12 protein-coding genes and 1 CRISPR repeat array are annotated in these 18140 nt (G+C 31.8%); all 12 genes read right to left on the reverse strand.

Annotation, left to right across the window (positions count from 1 at the left end; translation table 11 throughout):
• The 12 genes from cas6 to leuB all read right to left on the reverse strand — a co-directional run bounded on the left by cas6 (position 1) and on the right by leuB (position 17984).
• Complete coding sequence (gene cas6 / locus N4A55_RS07830) at positions 1 to 699, reverse strand: CRISPR-associated endoribonuclease Cas6 (RefSeq protein WP_293755043.1); 699 nt, start codon at positions 697 to 699, stop codon at positions 1 to 3.
• A gap of 539 nt (positions 700 to 1238) precedes the next feature.
• Positions 1239 to 3500: a CRISPR direct-repeat array (repeat unit 30 nt; unit sequence ATTTCAATACAACTCTTGTTAAGGTTCAAC).
• Between the two features lie 376 nt (positions 3501 to 3876).
• Positions 3877 to 4107 carry a DUF2164 domain-containing protein gene (locus tag N4A55_RS07835; protein WP_293755044.1) on the reverse strand — a complete coding sequence of 77 codons (231 nt, stop codon included), beginning with the start codon at positions 4105 to 4107 and terminating at the stop codon, positions 3877 to 3879.
• 170 nt (positions 4108 to 4277) lie between these two features.
• Entirely contained in the window at positions 4278 to 6467 is a 2190-nt protein-coding gene (gene glgB / locus N4A55_RS07840) for a 1,4-alpha-glucan branching protein GlgB (RefSeq protein ID WP_293755045.1), read from the reverse strand.
• 273 nt (positions 6468 to 6740) lie between these two features.
• The gene (locus N4A55_RS07845; RefSeq protein ID WP_293755046.1) at positions 6741 to 7670 is read right to left on the reverse strand and encodes an SPFH domain-containing protein; all 930 of its coding nucleotides are present in this window, start codon (positions 7668 to 7670) and stop codon (positions 6741 to 6743) included.
• A gap of 14 nt (positions 7671 to 7684) precedes the next feature.
• Entirely contained in the window at positions 7685 to 8719 is a 1035-nt protein-coding gene (gene hflK / locus N4A55_RS07850) for an FtsH protease activity modulator HflK (protein ID WP_293755047.1), read from the reverse strand.
• 224 nt (positions 8720 to 8943) lie between these two features.
• Positions 8944 to 10188 (reverse strand): DUF1015 domain-containing protein, encoded by a 1245-nt coding sequence (locus N4A55_RS07855; protein WP_293755048.1) that lies wholly within the window; start codon positions 10186 to 10188, stop codon positions 8944 to 8946.
• 51 nt (positions 10189 to 10239) lie between these two features.
• Positions 10240 to 11403 carry a phosphoglycerate dehydrogenase gene (locus N4A55_RS07860; RefSeq protein ID WP_293755049.1) on the reverse strand — a complete coding sequence of 388 codons (1164 nt, stop codon included), beginning with the start codon at positions 11401 to 11403 and terminating at the stop codon, positions 10240 to 10242.
• Positions 11404 to 11445: 42 nt separating this feature from the next.
• A complete protein-coding gene (gene serC / locus N4A55_RS07865; RefSeq protein ID WP_293755050.1) occupies positions 11446 to 12528 on the reverse strand; it encodes a 3-phosphoserine/phosphohydroxythreonine transaminase in 1083 nt (360 codons plus the stop codon).
• 440 nt (positions 12529 to 12968) lie between these two features.
• A complete protein-coding gene (locus tag N4A55_RS07870) occupies positions 12969 to 13517 on the reverse strand; it encodes a GNAT family N-acetyltransferase (RefSeq protein ID WP_293755051.1) in 549 nt (182 codons plus the stop codon).
• A 24-nt stretch (positions 13518 to 13541) separates the two neighbouring features.
• Entirely contained in the window at positions 13542 to 15203 is a 1662-nt protein-coding gene (ilvB, locus tag N4A55_RS07875) for a biosynthetic-type acetolactate synthase large subunit (RefSeq protein WP_293755052.1), read from the reverse strand.
• A gap of 47 nt (positions 15204 to 15250) precedes the next feature.
• A complete protein-coding gene (gene ilvD, locus N4A55_RS07880) occupies positions 15251 to 16909 on the reverse strand; it encodes a dihydroxy-acid dehydratase (protein ID WP_293755053.1) in 1659 nt (552 codons plus the stop codon).
• A 19-nt stretch (positions 16910 to 16928) separates the two neighbouring features.
• Entirely contained in the window at positions 16929 to 17984 is a 1056-nt protein-coding gene (gene leuB, locus N4A55_RS07885; RefSeq protein ID WP_293755054.1) for a 3-isopropylmalate dehydrogenase, read from the reverse strand.
• Between the last annotated feature and the right edge of the window lie 156 nt (positions 17985 to 18140).

The raw sequence follows: 18140 nt of genomic DNA on the forward strand, positions 1-18140 counted from the left end.
TCACCTTCTTATAAAATTTGCTACACAATACCCAAATCCCAAACTCGACTTTTCTCCCAGTCCTGAAGCTAATGCAAGAGTAGCTAGAGTCTGTGCTTCATCAGTTAAATCAATTTCTAGTTTGAATTTGTAACCTAATAAATTAATATTTTTATAAGGTATTTTTATTGGTTTATCATTAGTTCTTTGAATATTGATAGCTAACTCATTTACTGATAACGTTTTATCAAAATAAGTATTATATTTCTTTTCTAGTAATGCCTTCAATCTTTTTTCTACAAATTCTAATTGATTTAATTCTGGTAGTTTATACCCTTCTTCACTGGTTATTACTACTGGTGTTATAGATACTATTTCTTTTATTGGTTTTTGCTTTCTGATAATTAATTCTGAATTAATTATTTGAAGTGTGTCTACTAATGTGGTCTTCATAGATGTCATAAGATTAGTCAAAAATTGTTGGTCAATACTTCTTATTCTGAATATATATACTCTACCTTTTTTATAGATTTTATCTTTCTCTATTGGATAAAAGCTAGAGAAGTTATATAGTTTTACTTTATTGTTTTTGTGTATATGCTTTAATTCATTGTTTCTAAGCATTGCTTTGTTAATATATTCACTCGTTATGCTAAAACTATGAGCGAATGGAATATCTTGTTTTAGTACTACAGAATTTATTAGTTCGTAATATTTCAATTAATCCCTCCTCGAAATATAATTCAATTATTGCTATTGTATTATATTATAATAATAATATAATTGCTTCTGGCATTATATTATTTTTTTATTTTTCTTTCTTTTGGTATATAAAATGAAATAAGTATTATTAATAAAAAGATAATAATTAATGGTGTGTATCCTATAATTAAACACTCTTTAATTTATTTGCCAGAAGCATTACATCCAATGTCAAGGTTTTTTAATATTAACTTATATACATCTTCTATATAATCATATAAGTTTCAAAATACAATTGTATAATGGTAATTATCTTCTATTAATCATATAGTGACTAGAATAATTACAATATTAATTATAAACGCATACTTCTCAATTGTCAATATGTTTCAATAATAACATCAATTATAATTAGTATAAGTTATTTAATCTATCTTATTTTGTCTATATACTTCCAAATAATATATATACTTCTCAATCAACATTATAAGCTTATTGCTCTAATCTTATTATGGTTCAACTTGGAAGCCCTTAGACTTTCTCAAATGGGTTGTCTAATTTCAATACGACTCTTGTTAAGGTTCAACTCGGATAAATCTCCCTTATCCGCATGTTCTCGAATATTTCAATACAACTCTTGTTAAGGTTCAACAATAAGAAAAAAATAACACTAACTGATATTGTAGCAATTTCAATACAACTCTTGTTAAGGTTCAACTGATATAAAGAATTATGGTGTATTTAAAACAATTTAATTTCAATACAACTCTTGTTAAGGTTCAACTTATCCCATTTGTTACAAGTAAGAAAACAACACAAAAATTTCAATACAACTCTTGTTAAGGTTCAACGGCAATGGATATTTAATATAGTAAGGGGGTCGGGCATTTCAATACAACTCTTGTTAAGGTTCAACCAACAAAACCATCATCATCGGCTCTCATTGCTAAAATTTCAATACAACTCTTGTTAAGGTTCAACTTATTTTATTAGCAATACTAAACACAATTTTACTCTATTTCAATACAACTCTTGTTAAGGTTCAACTTTCTTGGTCTTCATATGCTTGGATAGAATCTAATATATTTCAATACAACTCTTGTTAAGGTTCAACCCATTGTTTCATTGGTAAACATTTTAAATAACGCAATTTCAATACAACTCTTGTTAAGGTTCAACATGTAACATACTCCTACCATTAAGCCTGTAAAAAGATTTCAATACAACTCTTGTTAAGGTTCAACGCTATTCTAATTATATTGTTTGGTACTAATCCTACATTTCAATACAACTCTTGTTAAGGTTCAACTAATAAACTGATTCAATTTATAAAGACCGGTAAGGAATTTCAATACAACTCTTGTTAAGGTTCAACTTGAAATCCAAAACATGAAACTGAATGATATAGAATTATTTCAATACAACTCTTGTTAAGGTTCAACCCATATACCATCTTTATTGATTCTTATCATATACATTTCAATACAACTCTTGTTAAGGTTCAACTTTATCTACCTGATGCTTTTTATATTCATCATTTTATATTTCAATACAACTCTTGTTAAGGTTCAACTTTTGTTTGCAGCATAAGTAATGACTTGATTAACGAATTTCAATACAACTCTTGTTAAGGTTCAACTGTGTAACTACTTGGTCAATAGTTCTGTTTAACGCAATTTCAATACAACTCTTGTTAAGGTTCAACTATTGCATTAGGTAATTCTTCTTTTATCTTTCCTAATTTCAATACAACTCTTGTTAAGGTTCAACTATAGCCTTATCCTTCAACCTGTATATATGTGCCAAATTTCAATACAACTCTTGTTAAGGTTCAACTTTTTAACGCTTCCTTCATATCTTTTACTATATACATTTCAATACAACTCTTGTTAAGGTTCAACCTTTACCATCGATGTTGATAACAGGAGAGTAACCTGATTTCAATACAACTCTTGTTAAGGTTCAACATGCTAACCCATTCCAAATTGGTAGTTCACATTCATTTCAATACAACTCTTGTTAAGGTTCAACTTTATATCAATATATTGTTGAGACAGATATTCTTTATTTCAATACAACTCTTGTTAAGGTTCAACTTTATCATGTAACTTAACTATCAGAAGTAAATCAAAATTTCAATACAACTCTTGTTAAGGTTCAACACCAATTGGACATCAGACGATTATTATAATGCAGAATTTCAATACAACTCTTGTTAAGGTTCAACCTACTTTATCTGGATATACTCCTTCCACTACTGCTCCATTTCAATACAACTCTTGTTAAGGTTCAACTGAATTACCATCTGCATCAATGAAAGTATCATTGAGATTTCAATACAACTCTTGTTAAGGTTCAACAAAACAAAAATATCCATATGTTCCATCTGTATCAGAATTTCAATACAACTCTTGTTAAGGTTCAACGTTCTTTCTCCCAAACCATAATATGAGCGTGAGGAATTTCAATACAACTCTTGTTAAGGTTCAACGTCTTCCTTGGGACATAAAGCGAGCAGTTGACACATATTTCAATACAACTCTTGTTAAGGTTCAACGAGGGTTCATACATGCATTACTATTTTAAAGCACAATTTCAATACAACTCTTGTTAAGGTTCAACTTTTTTACCTAAAATAATTATTGTGGAGTTCTGCGAATTTCAATACAACTCTTGTTAAGGTTCAACTATCCTCTGTTACTTTTGCATTTAACTCACTTTCATATTTCAATACAACTCTTGTTAAGGTTCAACGCTAATCGTACAGGAATAATAATACAAGCTGATATATTTCAATACAACTCTTGTTAAGGTTCAACCAACATAAACTCAACATTCCCTACTCATCCATTAAACCACAAAAGCCCTAAAATATCAACTTTTTCTTATTTTTTTCCAACCTAATGCTATTAAAATTCTAATACTACTCAAAATAACTCCAACTACGCATATTTAGAAGCTCACAGCCCTTTTCAGAATTTTCAAGCCTGGAAAAACTATAAAAAAAATATTGATATCCATAATGAGTGACTTATAAATCATTCTTAGAAAATCTTAGTGAATGTAAGAATGGTTTCCGTTAAGAAACTTAAATGTCTGAATACTATTAGCACTACTTCCTCCTAATAGAACTCTATCAATACTATACCATACAATTATACAAAAGCCTTATTCTTCTACCCTAATAGAATATAATCACTTTTCCAACCCATATAACTCTTCCACCTTATCCTCCATTACTTTCACACAATCATTTATTGCCTCATTATATATTTCAGGACCAATCTTTTCTATAATAAAGTCCATAAAAAGCATAGCTGCTAGATCTCCTAATTCTTCATCTCTTTCTTCATAAAAATACTCTTTAATAAGTCCTTTTATTATTTCCTGCTTCTCTTTTGATAATTTAATCTTACTATTATTCATATATAATCTCTCCCTTATCTTAAAAACTCTATTTTATTAATTATACCTTTGAATAATTACATTGTAAAGCAAAGCATCTAATATTAACAATATTCAAATTATAATTCACTTCCAAAATAAATAAAATTTAATAAGGTATAGCCCTAAGACTATACCCTCTATCAAATCAGTTATTTTTTAACACTCTCATACTTCAATATGGACATTCCCAACGGTGGAACTTTTATATCAATTGCCTGCTTTCTTCCATCCCAATCCAAATCCATTGATCTAATTACCTTCTTATTAATTATACCACTTCCACCATATTTCTCATCATCACTGCTTAGGATCTCTCTATACTCTCCTTTATACGGTACACCAATCCTATGCATAGTTCTTGGTATAGGAGTAAAATTACAAATAAAAACCAACGTATCTTTCATCTCTATTCCTTTTCTTATGAAAGTGATAATACTCTCCTCATAATCACCACAATTAATCCATTCAAATCCACTTTGTGAAAAATCATCATACCAAAAAGCAATTTCTTCATGATACAATTTATTCATATCTCTAACATATTCCTGTATCTGTCTATGACTTTCATATAATAGAAGATGCCAATCAAGACTTTTGCTTTCTGTCCATTCTTCAAATTGAGCGAACTCATTACCCATAAATTGTAATTTTTTCCCTGGATGCCCATACATGAATCCATAAGCCACTCTAATATTAGCAAACTTCTGCCAGTAATCACCAGGCATCTTGCCTATCATTGAACCTTTTCCATGTACTACTTCATCATGTGATAAGACAAGAATAAAATTCTCAGTGTAAGCATATACCATACTGAAAGTCAAATCATTATGATGATATTTTCTGTGAACAGGTTCTTTCTTCATATATCTAAGAAAATCATTCATCCAACCCATGTTCCATTTCATGCCGAAACCTAAACCACCTAGATTAGAAGGTCTAGAAACACCAGTCCATGATGTTGACTCTTCAGCAATCATCATAATACCTGGATACTTTTTATAGACTATTGAATTAAGATGTTTGAGAAACTCTACGGCTTCATGATTTTCTCTTCCACCCTCTCTATTAGGAATCCACTCTCCATAATCTTTTCCATAATCAAGATACAACATTGAAGCTACCGCATCTACTCTAAGTCCATCAATATGGAATTTATCAAACCAATAAACTGCATTAGCAATTAAAAAGTTACTCACTTCATTTCTTCCATAATTAAATATCATTGTACCCCAATGTGGATGTTCTCCTCTTTTTGGGTCATCATGTTCATATAATGCTGTACCATCAAATCTAATAAGACCATGCTCATCTTTTGGGAAATGAGCAGGTACCCAGTCAAGTATTACACCAATATTGTTATTATGGCAGGAATCTACTAGATACATAAACTCTTCAGGTGTTCCAAACCTACTGGTAACTGCATAGTATCCTATGACTTGATATCCCCATGAAGCATCATAAGGATGTTCAGCTATAGGTAATAATTCTATGTGTGTATATCCCATATCCTTCACATATATAATTAATTGATCTGCTAGCTCTTTATAACTTAAAAATTCGTTTTTGTCGCCACGTCTCCATGAACCTAGATGCACTTCGTATATGGAGATTGGTTCATTAATAGGATTCTTGTTCATTCTACTTTTCAGCCATTTGGAATCTTGCCACTCATAGGAATTCACATTAGCCACTATAGAAGCTGTGCTTGGACGCAATTCTGAGTAATTACCATATGGATCACTTTTCTCTAATAGATATCCTTGCTTAGTTTTTATCTCATACTTATATTTTTCACCAGACACCAATGAAGGAATAAATAACTCATATATCCCAGAATTACCTAGCTCTCTCATTTGATGTATTCTCCCATCCCAATGATTGAAATCACCTATAACACTGACTCTCATAGCATTAGGCGCCCATACAGCAAACATAACACCTGACACTGCATCTATTTCTAGAACATGAGCTCCCAGCTTATTATATATTTCATAATGAGTTCCCTTGCCAAAAAGATATAGGTCTACATCACTAATTTGACTCTGAAATCTATAGGGGTCTTCTATCTCCCACTTATAGCCTTCATCATTTATTACATAAAATTTATAATCAATTATCTGATTAATGAGTATAGTATAAAACCCTGCTTCATGTACTTTTTCCATTTTCACTTTCTTAGTATTATTCTTATCGACTAAATATACTTCTTTTGTATATGGCAAAAATACATTAACGAAATATTTATCTCTATATTCATGAATCCCTAGAATATGATGTGGATCTCTGTGATTGGAATTTATTAACACACTTAGTTCATCTTGATTAATATAGTCTTTCATATATACCACCCTATCACTTTCTACATTTTAACATTTATATATTAGTACAACCCCATTAATAATTATACTAATCAAAATCAATTATATGCTTACAATTAAGATTTCATTCTATATAAATTAAATAATTGCTATAGACTAGGAATTATTTAGTTCTATTCACTTTTTATAGTATTGACAAAGATCGTATTATTAATTCTATATTATCTTAACAGCTGTAAAAGCTGATAAAAAAAGCCAACAGTAAAATTTACTGTTGGTCTTTCATATTAGTTCTTATTGATAACCATTTACATACTCTAATAAATCATTGTTCTTGTCTAAGAATATAGTTGTATCTTTTAAGTTCTTGTAGATGTCCATTCTCTGAATGAATTTATAGAACTCTAAGTCTTTCTTAAGAGATTCTTGATAAATCTTGATTGCTTCTGCATCAGCCTCAGCTTTTGTTACTGCTGCTTTTTCAACTGCTGAAGCTATTAATTCTTTTCTTTGACGGTCTGTACTAGCTTTGGCTTTTTGATAAGCAGAATCACCTTCAGCTATTAATTTTTCACTTTCTTTTTCAATTTGCTTAGACATCTTACTTTCGATACTAGCAATATTGTCTTTTGGAAAAGTTTTTCTATTAACACCAACATCTGTTACATATAATCCAAAATCTTCCAATAACTTATTATTCAACTCATCTAATTTTTCTGTTATATGAGACTCAAGGATATGACTTTCAAAAAATTCATTGAACACTAATCTATTCCCTGATTGAATTACAACAGGATAAAGTCTTTGGTCCATAACATAATTAGCACCACTTACATTAATAACAGACTCATTGAATTTGACAGGGTCAATAATTCTATATTGTGCATACATCTGAATATCTAAAAATCTACTATCCTTGGTATTGATTTTTTCTGTAAGAGATTTATAGGTAAGATATTTAGCATCATATTTTTCTACATTTTGTAAGAAAGGAATTTTAAAATGTAACCCTTTCTCTCTAACAATATTAACATCCTCTTTATCATTATCTATAAGATTCTGCTTTACTAAATCATAATCTTTAGTATTAATAACAGTTGTCTTTATCTTCCCAAATTGCTTAATTACAGCAACTTGGTCTTCATTAATAATGTAAGCACTTGAAGATAATAAGATTATACCTACAACTAATAGTATTATAATAACAATATATTTTTTCTTCATATTATGGCACCCCCCTAATTATCCTTAGAACTTACTTGCTTTTTAATAAAGTTGTCATTTTCTAAATTGTAGAATTTATATATGTCTGAGTCATTAGTGATATCTAGAACTATATTATTATTAGTTATAAAATCTCTCATAGATTCAATATAATATTTTTCTTTTACAATCAGAGGATTGATCTTATATTCTTCATATAGAGCTTCGTATTGTGCCACTCCAGCTTTTGCATTAGCAATAACTTCAGCCTTGTACCCAAAAGCTTCCTCTTCTAATTGCTGTGCTTCTGCTTGAGCTTGAGGAATAATTGTATTATTATATTTTTCAGCTTCTTCTAACTTACCTTTCATATACTGATTGGCATTTTCTTTTTGTCTGTAAGCTTCTTCCACAGCATCTAGTAATTTAACATTTTGAGTTTCAACTGTCATTATTTCAATTCCAGCTTCATAATTTCTTAGTTTTTGTTGTAATTCAGGTAGAATTTCATCATCAATAATCTCTTTATTAGTTCTAGCATCATCTAGTGTAAATGTTTGATAGCTATTCCTAACTACATCCTCAAGAGCTAAGCGTAGTGTACCTTCTACATCATCTACCTTGAAAAGGTAATTTCTTGGATCATCAATCTTATATTGTATAATAAGATTAAGCATTATTAATGATGCGTTATTATTAGAGCCATCTACTATAACTCTTGCTTCTGTATTAGCAGTAGAATACTCAGGGCTTTTATTTGTTGTGCCTGATTGGGTTGTTTTGAAACCGTATTCCATCTTGAATACCTTACCTGTTGGAACTTTTCTTACTGTATCAGCAATAGGGATTTTCACATGTAGACCTGCTTTGCTAACTACCTGCTGCACCTGTCCAAACCTAAGAACTACTGCTGATTCTCTATTATCTAACATATAAACACTGTTAAAGCCAACAAAAACTAATATTAATACGATTACAACTAGGGTAATTGATCTTTTTGCATTCTTTTTTAAATTGTTAAACTTTACATCGATAACATCATCTTTGTTACTATTATAGTTATCACTCATATGTTACTCCCTCCTTCATAGAAATTGTATATTATTATAACACACTATTCCCTATATATTTATGAACAAACTGTTAAATTTATAAGCAAATCATAAATAACTATTAAAATATAGGGTCTTAAAAGCATAGAAAATTCTGGATTGATAATAAATCTATAAAAATAGCAAAATATAAACCAGTATACATTTTTGTATACTGGCCAATATAATAACAAAAAAATTAATCAACTTAATTTATGAATAAGTAAACCACTACGTAACTTAGGTTCAAACCATGTTGATTTTGGTGGCATCAGTTTACTAGCATCTGCTATATTCATAAGTTCTTCAATCTTTGTTGGATACATTGAAAATGCAATTTTCATATCAGACTGTGCTCTACGTTCCAGCTCTTTTAATCCTCTGATACCTCCAACAAAGTCTATCCTCTTATCAATTCTAGGATCACCTATATCAAGGATAGGCTGTAACAGATAATTATATAGTATTGAAACATCAAGGCTACGAACAGGGTCATCAATTGATTTTAATTGGTCTTTTGCCCTTAGTTTGTACCACTTACTGTCTACAAACATACCAAACTCTAATTTTTCAGCAGGTTTATAAGGCTTACTTCCAATCTCCTCTACAACAAAATTTCTCTCTACTTCATTAATCAATTCACTTACACTATAATTATTAAGGTCTTTCACTACTCTATTATAATCCATAATATATAACTGTTCATCTGGAAAAACAACTGATAAAAAGAAGTTGAATTCTTCTGTCCCATCATAATCTGGATTAGCTTTTCGTCTCTTCACAGCTACTTTAACTGCTGATGCGGCTCTATGGTGACCATCAGCTATATAGAGACTATCAATGTTCTTAAAATGCATAACTAACTGCTCTATAAGCTTATCATCTTCTACTACCCATACTCTATGACTGATTTCATCATCAGCTGTAAAATCATATATAGGTATATTATCATTGACATACTTATCCATTAGAGCATTAATCTCTTGTTCAGCTCTATAGGTCAAGAAAATTGGTCCTGTATTAGCATCTAGATAGTCAACATGATTAATTCTGTCTTGTTCCTTAGCTTCTCTAGTCAATTCATGTTTTTTGATATTATTATTCAAATAATCGTCTACTGAAGTACACGTAACGATTCCTAGCTGTTTTCTTCCGTTCATTTCAAGTTCATATAAATATAAACAAGGTTTATCGTCTTGAATAAAATAACCTTTTTCAACAAATTCATCAAACTTGTCTCTTGCATGTTGATAAACCTTCTTATCATAGGTATCAATACCCATATCCATCTCAACTTCAGCTCTATCGATTCTCAAAAAGGAATAGGGTTTTCCCTTAACCTCTTCTACTGCTTCTTCTCTATTATAAACATCATAAGGCAAAGCCGCTATATTTTCAGCATACTTAGTAGCTGGTCTTATACCACAAAAGGGTCTAATTATCGCCATTGATTTCACTCCTAATTAGGAACAATTAAGACTAGTTCCTACTTATCTTAATTATTTTAATACTCTAACTTTAACTATACCTTCAATTTCCTTTAATCCATCAACTATTTCATCAGTAATCTTGCTTTCCACATCAATCAAAGTATAAGCCCAGTCTTTCTTGCTCTTATTAATCATATCAATGATATTGATATTCTTAGAAGCAAGAGCAGTTGTTATATTACTAACCATGTATGGGATATTTTTATGATTAACTGCTATTCTTCCCACAGTATTACATACACCCATATTACATTCTGGATAGTTGACTGAATTAGTTATATTACCATTTTCAATATAATCTTTTACTTCACTTACTGCCATAACAGCACAATTGACTTCTGATTCAGGTGTTGATGCTCCTAGATGAGGAATACATACTACATTCTTCATATTAAGAACCTTATCATATGGGAAGTCAGTTATATATCTTGCAACCTTACCTGATTCTAAAGCTTTTTCCAGATCAGCATCATTACATAAGCCTGCTCTGGAGAAATTCAATAATCTAACCCCATCTTTCATAAGATTTATCTTTTCTTCATTAATCATGCCTTTTGTAGCATCCATTAATGGAACATGTATCGTTATATAATCTGATTTCATGAATAATTCATCAAGACTATCAGATTTTTGGATATTATGATTTAATTCCCATGCAGATTCAACTGATATGAATGGGTCATATCCTAATACTTCCATTCCTAGTCTTTTAGCGGCATTAGCAACTAAAACACCTATAGCACCTAGTCCTATAACTCCTAGAGTTTTTCCTCTAACTTCTGGTCCTACAAAATTGGATTTACCGCCTTCTACTAATTTAGGTACTTCTTCACCTTTACCTTTTAAAGTCTTAGCCCAGTCTATTGCTCCTACAATATCTCTTGAAGCTAATAAAAGACCAGCCATAACTAATTCTTTTACTGCATTGGCATTGGCACCAGGTGTATTAAAAACAACAATACCTTTTTCTGAACATTTATCTATAGGAATATTGTTAACTCCTGCACCTGCACGACCTATAGCTTCTAGCCTATCAGGTAATTCCATATCATGCATCTTATAACTTCTTAGTAATATACCATCTGCATCGACATCGTCAACTATTTCAAACTTATCATTAAATAAGTTAAGACCTTCCTCAGCAATATTATTAAGTGTCTTAATCTTATACATTATTATCCGTCCTTCCTATGTATTATTTCTATAAAAACATGTCTACTTATTGTTTTCTTCAAACTCTTTCATGAAATCAACTAATTTCTTAACACCTTCTAAAGGCATTGCATTGTAGATACTAGCTCTCATACCACCAACAGTTCTATGTCCCTTAAGGTTAACCATACCTCTTTCTGCAGCTTCTTTGATAAATTCAGCATTAAGTTCATCAGTAGGCAGTACAAAAGGAATATTCATTAAGGAACGGTCTTTTTGGGTTACTGTTCCTTTGAACAATTTGCTAGAATCAAGATAATCATAGATCAATTTTGCTTTTTCTTCGTTTCTTTTTTGAATAGCACCAATTCCACCTAATTCTTTTATCCATTCAAAAACCATACCAGCTACATAAATACTATAAGTAGGAGGTGTATTGAACATTGAACCCTTATCAGAATGTGTTTTATACTTAAGCATTGTAGGTGTTATATCCTGAGGGTCCCCTATTAAATCTTCTCTAATGATAACAACTGTTACACCAGCTGGTCCCATGTTTTTTTGTGCACCAGCATAGATAACACCATATTTGCTAACATCCACTTCTTCAGATAATATATTGGAGGACATATCAGCTACGATAGGCACGTCCCCTACATCTGGTAATTCATTGAATTTAGTTCCGTAGATAGTATTATTTGATGTTATGTGGAAATAATCTGCATCTTTTGTAAAAGTTTCTTTATCTAATTCTGGGATATATGTAAAAGTTTTGTCTTCTGATGAAGCCGCTACGTTAACTTCACCATATTTTTTAGCTTCTTCTATAGCTTTTTTTGACCATGCTCCTGTATTAACATAATCTGCTTTTTTGGAACTAGTTAATAAGTTAAGAGGAATCATAGCAAATTGAGTGGAAGCTCCACCTTGTAAGAATAATACCTTATAATTATTAGGAATATTCATTATTTCTCTAAGTGTCTTTTCTGCTGTATCAATAATATCTTGGTAAGCAGATGATCTATGGCTCATCTCCATAACAGACATACCAGTATTATTGTAGTTAGTCATTTCTTTAGAAGCTTTTTCAAGTACTTTTATAGGTAACATAGATGGTCCTGCTGAAAAATTGTAAACTCTGTTCATTCTTAATCACTCCAAATCGAAATTTTATATGTAACATATTCAACTATTTGCTCTTTGTCTTTGCAAGACAAACATCATTGTCTGTCTTCAAGCAAAATATTCAAACTATTTAATGTATAATTAAGTAATTATGATTAATAATTATATTATTGTTTGTTAAAAAAATGATAAACTTGCATGAGCCTAACATCTTATATAGTTTAATATGTTAATGCACTAAATATAATATATTATAAAAACCCTAACTAGTCAAGAACAAAAGTTAGTTCCTTATGTGATACAAAAATGTATATTTACTTCTTGCACCTTATAAATATACCACATTTTTCTCTATTTGTTAAATATTTATCAGCTTATAACAAAAAGGAAAAACTTTTCTAAGCCAAACAGCAACATACTGTCCATATTAGAAAAGTTTAATCTTGAATCCATTAACAATACTACTCTAGAAATAAAATCATATAGTATTCATCAGCATAAGTTCCATCACTGTATTTTAGTGCATTTTTCTTAGTTCCATGATTTTCAAAACCAAAATTTTTGTACATTGAAATAGCCCTACTATTTTGAGTAACAACTTCTAGTTCCAGTTGTTCAACACCTTTTTCTTTACACCACTTAATACATTCATTCATCATTATTCTACCAATACCCTTGTTCCAATATTTCTTTCTAACAGATATACCCATAGCAGCTCTATGAAGATATCTTTTATTATTTGAAACTATTCCTACTGAGCAATTGGCTACGATTATATCGTCTATTTCACCAACTAACAATTGGTTATTATCAGCATTCATTGTACTTTTAATAAATTCTCTTTCTTGTTCTAATGTAAAATTAAATTCACCAGGCTCACGTGCCAAGAATCTTGTTTCACTATCAACTGTCTGTAATAAATCAATTAAACCTTGTGCGTCATTTTCTTCTGCATTACGTATAACAAGTTTTTGACCATCTTTTAAAATATTCTCATCATATACTTTCATAAAAAATGCTCCCTATTTGAATTATTATTCAACAATTACATCTTCAATTGGTTTTCCTGGAGCTACCATTGGGAATACTTTATCATCTTTGTCAATAACACAATTTATGATTACTGGTTTAGTTTCTTCGATAGCTTTTCTGAAAACATCTTCCACTTGGTCTTTACTAGTTATATTGAAACCTACAGCTCCCATTGACTCAGCTAATTTTACATAGTCAAGATCTTGATTAAGAGTTGTGAAGGAATATCTTTCATCATAGAATAGTGTTTGCCATTGTCTAACCATACCTAGAACTCCATTATTAATAACTAGTACTATGATCTTGATGTTATGTCTTACAGCTGTTAATAATTCATTGAAGTTCATTCTAAAACTTCCATCACCAGCTATATTGACAACTATTTTATCTGGATTACCTACCTTAGCACCAAGACATGCCCCAAATCCATAACCCATAGTTCCAAGACCACCTGATGTCAAGAATTTTCTAGGCTCTTTGAACTTGTAATACTGTCCAGCCCACATTTGATGCTGACCTACTTCAGTAGTAATTATGGCTTCACCTTCTGTTATTTCATCTAATTTTTCTATAGCGTATTGAGCACTTACACAATCTGTAGGATATTTTAGAGGATATTTTTCTTTTAAGTATTTTATTTCACTTAACCACTCTGCATGATTTTGTTCCTCTAACCTATCATTCAACTGTTGTAGTACTTTTTTGATGTCACCTATCACAGAATGATAAGTCAATATATTCTTATTAACCTCTGCAGGGTCAACATCTATTTGAAGTACTCTTGCTTTATTAGCGAATTTATCTGGTTTTCCAATAACTCTATCACTGAATCTGGCTCCAACTACAATAAGTAGATCACATGTAGTTACACCTAAGTTACTAGCTTTTGAACCATGCATTCCTATCATCCCTGTATATAGGTCATCATTTGTTGGGAATCCACCAATACCCATCAAACTACATGTAACTGGTGCATGAACTTTGTCAGCAAAATCCTTTAATTCTTTAGCAGCTTCTGAGATTATTACTCCTCCACCTGCATAGATATAAGGCTTCTTAGAATTCTTAATTAATTCTATAGCTTCTTCAATAGATTCTGTAGTAATATTCTTAGAGCATCTGCTAACCTTCTTAGGTGCCATAGGCTCATATTCTGCTTGGTTAGCTGTTACATCCTTTGGTATGTCAATAAGAACAGGACCAGGTCGTCCCTCTTTAGCTGTATAGAAAGCTTCTCTAATAATATCAGCTAAATCATTAACATCCTTTACAATATAATTGTGTTTAGTAATAGGCATAGTCACACCAGTTATATCAACTTCCTGAAAACTATCTCTACCAAGTAGTGATACAGGTACATTACCTGTAATAGCTACCATTGGTACAGAGTCCATATAAGCAGTAGCTATACCTGTAACCAAGTTAGTTGCACCTGGACCAGAAGTGGCTATAACAACGCCGACTTTTCCAGTTGACCTAGCATAACCATCAGCTGCGTGAGATGCTCCTTGTTCATGAGATGTAAGAATATGCTTAATACTATCCATGTTTTTATATATTTCATCATATATGTTCAGAACAGCACCACCTGGATATCCAAATACTGTATCAACACTTTGCTCTTTCAAACATTCAATTACAATCTGTGCTCCTGTTAATTTCACTATATCATCTCCTTCTTACATCTTCATGTAAATCTATTTTTTTATTTCTATTCTAAAATTGCTCCAGTACTTGCAGATTTTACTAATTTAGCATATCTTGCCAAGTAACCTTTTTTAATCTTAGGTTCCTTAGGAACAAAGACTTCTCTTCTTGCTTCTAATTCTTCCTCAGTCACCTTAAGATTTATTGAGCCTTTCTCTATATCAATTTCAATAGTATCATTCTCTTTTACAAGTCCTATATTACCACCGTCAGCGGCTTCAGGAGATACATGTCCAATTGCCGCTCCTCTTGTAGCTCCACTGAATCTACCATCTGTAATAAGGGCTACTTCTTTATCAAGTCCCATACCAGCAAGAGCTGAGGTTGGTGAAAGCATTTCTCTCATACCTGGACCACCTTTTGGTCCTTCGTAACGAATTACTACTACATCACCTTTTTTGATCATTCCATCATAGATAGCTTTTATAGCTTCATCTTCTGAATCATATACTCTAGCAGGTCCAGTATGTTGTAACATCTGTTTAGCTACAGCCGATTTCTTGACTACACAACCATCTGGAGCAATATTACCTTTTAATACTGCGATTCCTCCAGTTTTACTGTGCGGGTCATCTATTGGTCTGATTACATTTTCGTCTCTATTCACTGCTTTTTCTATGTTTTCACCTACTGTTTTACCAGTAACTGTCATTAGATCTGTATTCAATAAATCCTTCTTGGCTAACTCTTTCATAACAGCCTGAACACCACCAGCTTTATATAAATCTTGTATATGATAAGGTCCTGCTGGACTTAATTTACATAGGTTAGGTGTTTTACCGCTTATTTCATTAGCTATATCAAGATTAAGTTCTACTTCAGCTTCATTAGCTATGGCAGGTAGATGCAACATACTATTAGTACTACATCCTAGAGCCATATCCACTGTCAAAGCATTTTGAAATGTTTTTTCATTCATTATATCTCTTGGTCTAATGTCTTTTTCAAGTACCTTCATTACTGCCATACCTGCCATTTTTGCAAGTCTTATTCTCTCAGAATATATTGCAGGGATTGTACCATTGCCAGGAAGTCCTAGTCCTAATACTTCTGTTAAGCAATTCATACTGTTAGCAGTGAACATTCCTGAACATGAACCACAGCTTGGACAAGCGTTATTCTCACATTCATATACTTCATCTTCACTCATTGAACCAGCCTTAAACGCACCTACAGCTTCAAAAACACTATTAAGGTCAAGGTCTTTACCTTTTTTATTTATTGATATCATAGGACCACCACTTACTACAACTGTTGGTAAGTTAAGTCTTGCAGCAGCCATCAACATACCTGGAACGATTTTATCACAGTTAGGAACCATAACAAGAGCATCAAAACCATGTGCCATAGCCATTGCTTCTATAGAATCAGCAATCAATTCTCTAGTTACCAATGAATAATGCATTCCTACATGTCCCATTGCAATACCATCACATACTCCTATAGCTGGGAATACTATTGGTGTACCACCAGACATTAGTACTCCTGTTTTAACTGCATCTACTATAGTATCAAGGTGCACATGACCTGGAACTATATCATTTTGTGAATTAACTATACCTATTAAGGGTCTCCTTATCTCTTCATCCGTGTATCCCATTGCTTTAAACAAAGATCGATGAGGGGCTCTTTCTATACCAGTTTTTACACTATCACTTCTCATAAAATATCACCCTATCTTCTTATAATTTACTTGCTATCAAACTACCCATTTCTTTTGTTCCGATTGATTTCATACCTTTACTCATAATATCACCAGTACGATATCCATCTTCCAACACTTCTTCTACAGCTTTTTCTATAGCCTTAGCTTCATCTTCCAAGTCAAATGAATATCTTAACATCATAGCTACAGATAATATAGTAGCGATTGGATTAGCTTTGTCCATTCCCGCTATATCTGGTGCTGAACCATGAATAGGCTCATACATACCAAGCTTAGAACTACCTAAACTAGCTGAAGGAAGCATACCGATTGATCCTGTTATCATACTAGCTTCATCTGATAATATATCTCCGAACATATTTCCTGTAAGGATAACATCAAATTGTTTTGGATTGATTACCAACTGCATAGCGCCATTATCTACATATAGATGATTAACTTCAACCTCTTTATAATCTTTAGCCATCTCTTCTACTACTGATCTCCACAATCTTGAATTCTCCAATATGTTAGCTTTATCTATACTAGTAACTTTCTTATTACGCTTCATAGCAATGTCAAATCCAACTTTTGCTATTCTCTTTATCTCATCAACACTATACTCCATAGTGTCAAAAGCTTTCTCACCTTGTCTACCTCTTTCACCAAAGTAGATACCACCAGTCAATTCTCTTACAACTACAAGGTCAAGTCCACCATCTCCAATTATCTCATCTTTTAATGGACACGCATCCCTTAATTGATCAAACATTGTTGCTGGTCTAATATTAGCAAATAACTCTAACTCACTTCTAAGTCCTAATAAAGCTTTCTCTGGTCTATCAGCTAGATTATCCCACTTAGGACCTCCAACTGCACCAAGAAGAACTGAATCACTCTTCTTACAAACATCTATTGTCTCCTGTGGAAGAGGCTCCCCAACTTTATCTATCGCGATTCCACCTGCCAAAACCTCTGTATACAAGAAACTATGTCCGAACTTTTCTCCTACCTTATCAAGAACCAACTTACCTTGCTCTACGATATCTGGTCCAATCCCGTCACCAGGAATAACTGCTATATTATAATTCATCCTACGTCCATTCCTTTCATCTCACATTTATCACACTAAATATATATACCATAATCATGACGGCAGAAGGGTAAAGTGACATAAATCACGCAGACCGACCGCTTCTCAGGGTAAGGCAAGTGATTTATGTCACTTTACCCTGACCCCTCTACCAAT

It is taken from the genome of Vallitalea sp., assembly GCF_025211055.1.
In the GTDB taxonomy this organism is placed as follows: domain Bacteria; phylum Bacillota; class Clostridia; order Lachnospirales; family Vallitaleaceae; genus Vallitalea.

Coding starts and splice junctions, on each gene's coding strand:
- N4A55_RS07835 (WP_293755044.1), bottom strand. CDS start 4,107: ATGAATAATAGTAAGATTAAATTATCAAAAGAGAAGCAGGAAATAATA.
- glgB (WP_293755045.1), bottom strand. CDS start 6,467: ATGAAAGACTATATTAATCAAGATGAACTAAGTGTGTTAATAAATTCC.
- N4A55_RS07845 (WP_293755046.1), bottom strand. CDS start 7,670: ATGAAGAAAAAATATATTGTTATTATAATACTATTAGTTGTAGGTATA.
- hflK (WP_293755047.1), bottom strand. CDS start 8,719: ATGAGTGATAACTATAATAGTAACAAAGATGATGTTATCGATGTAAAG.
- N4A55_RS07855 (WP_293755048.1), bottom strand. CDS start 10,188: ATGGCGATAATTAGACCCTTTTGTGGTATAAGACCAGCTACTAAGTAT.
- N4A55_RS07860 (WP_293755049.1), bottom strand. CDS start 11,403: ATGTATAAGATTAAGACACTTAATAATATTGCTGAGGAAGGTCTTAAC.
- serC (WP_293755050.1), bottom strand. CDS start 12,528: ATGAACAGAGTTTACAATTTTTCAGCAGGACCATCTATGTTACCTATA.
- N4A55_RS07870 (WP_293755051.1), bottom strand. CDS start 13,517: ATGAAAGTATATGATGAGAATATTTTAAAAGATGGTCAAAAACTTGTT.
- ilvD (WP_293755053.1), bottom strand. CDS start 16,909: ATGAGAAGTGATAGTGTAAAAACTGGTATAGAAAGAGCCCCTCATCGA.
- leuB (WP_293755054.1), bottom strand. CDS start 17,984: ATGAATTATAATATAGCAGTTATTCCTGGTGACGGGATTGGACCAGAT.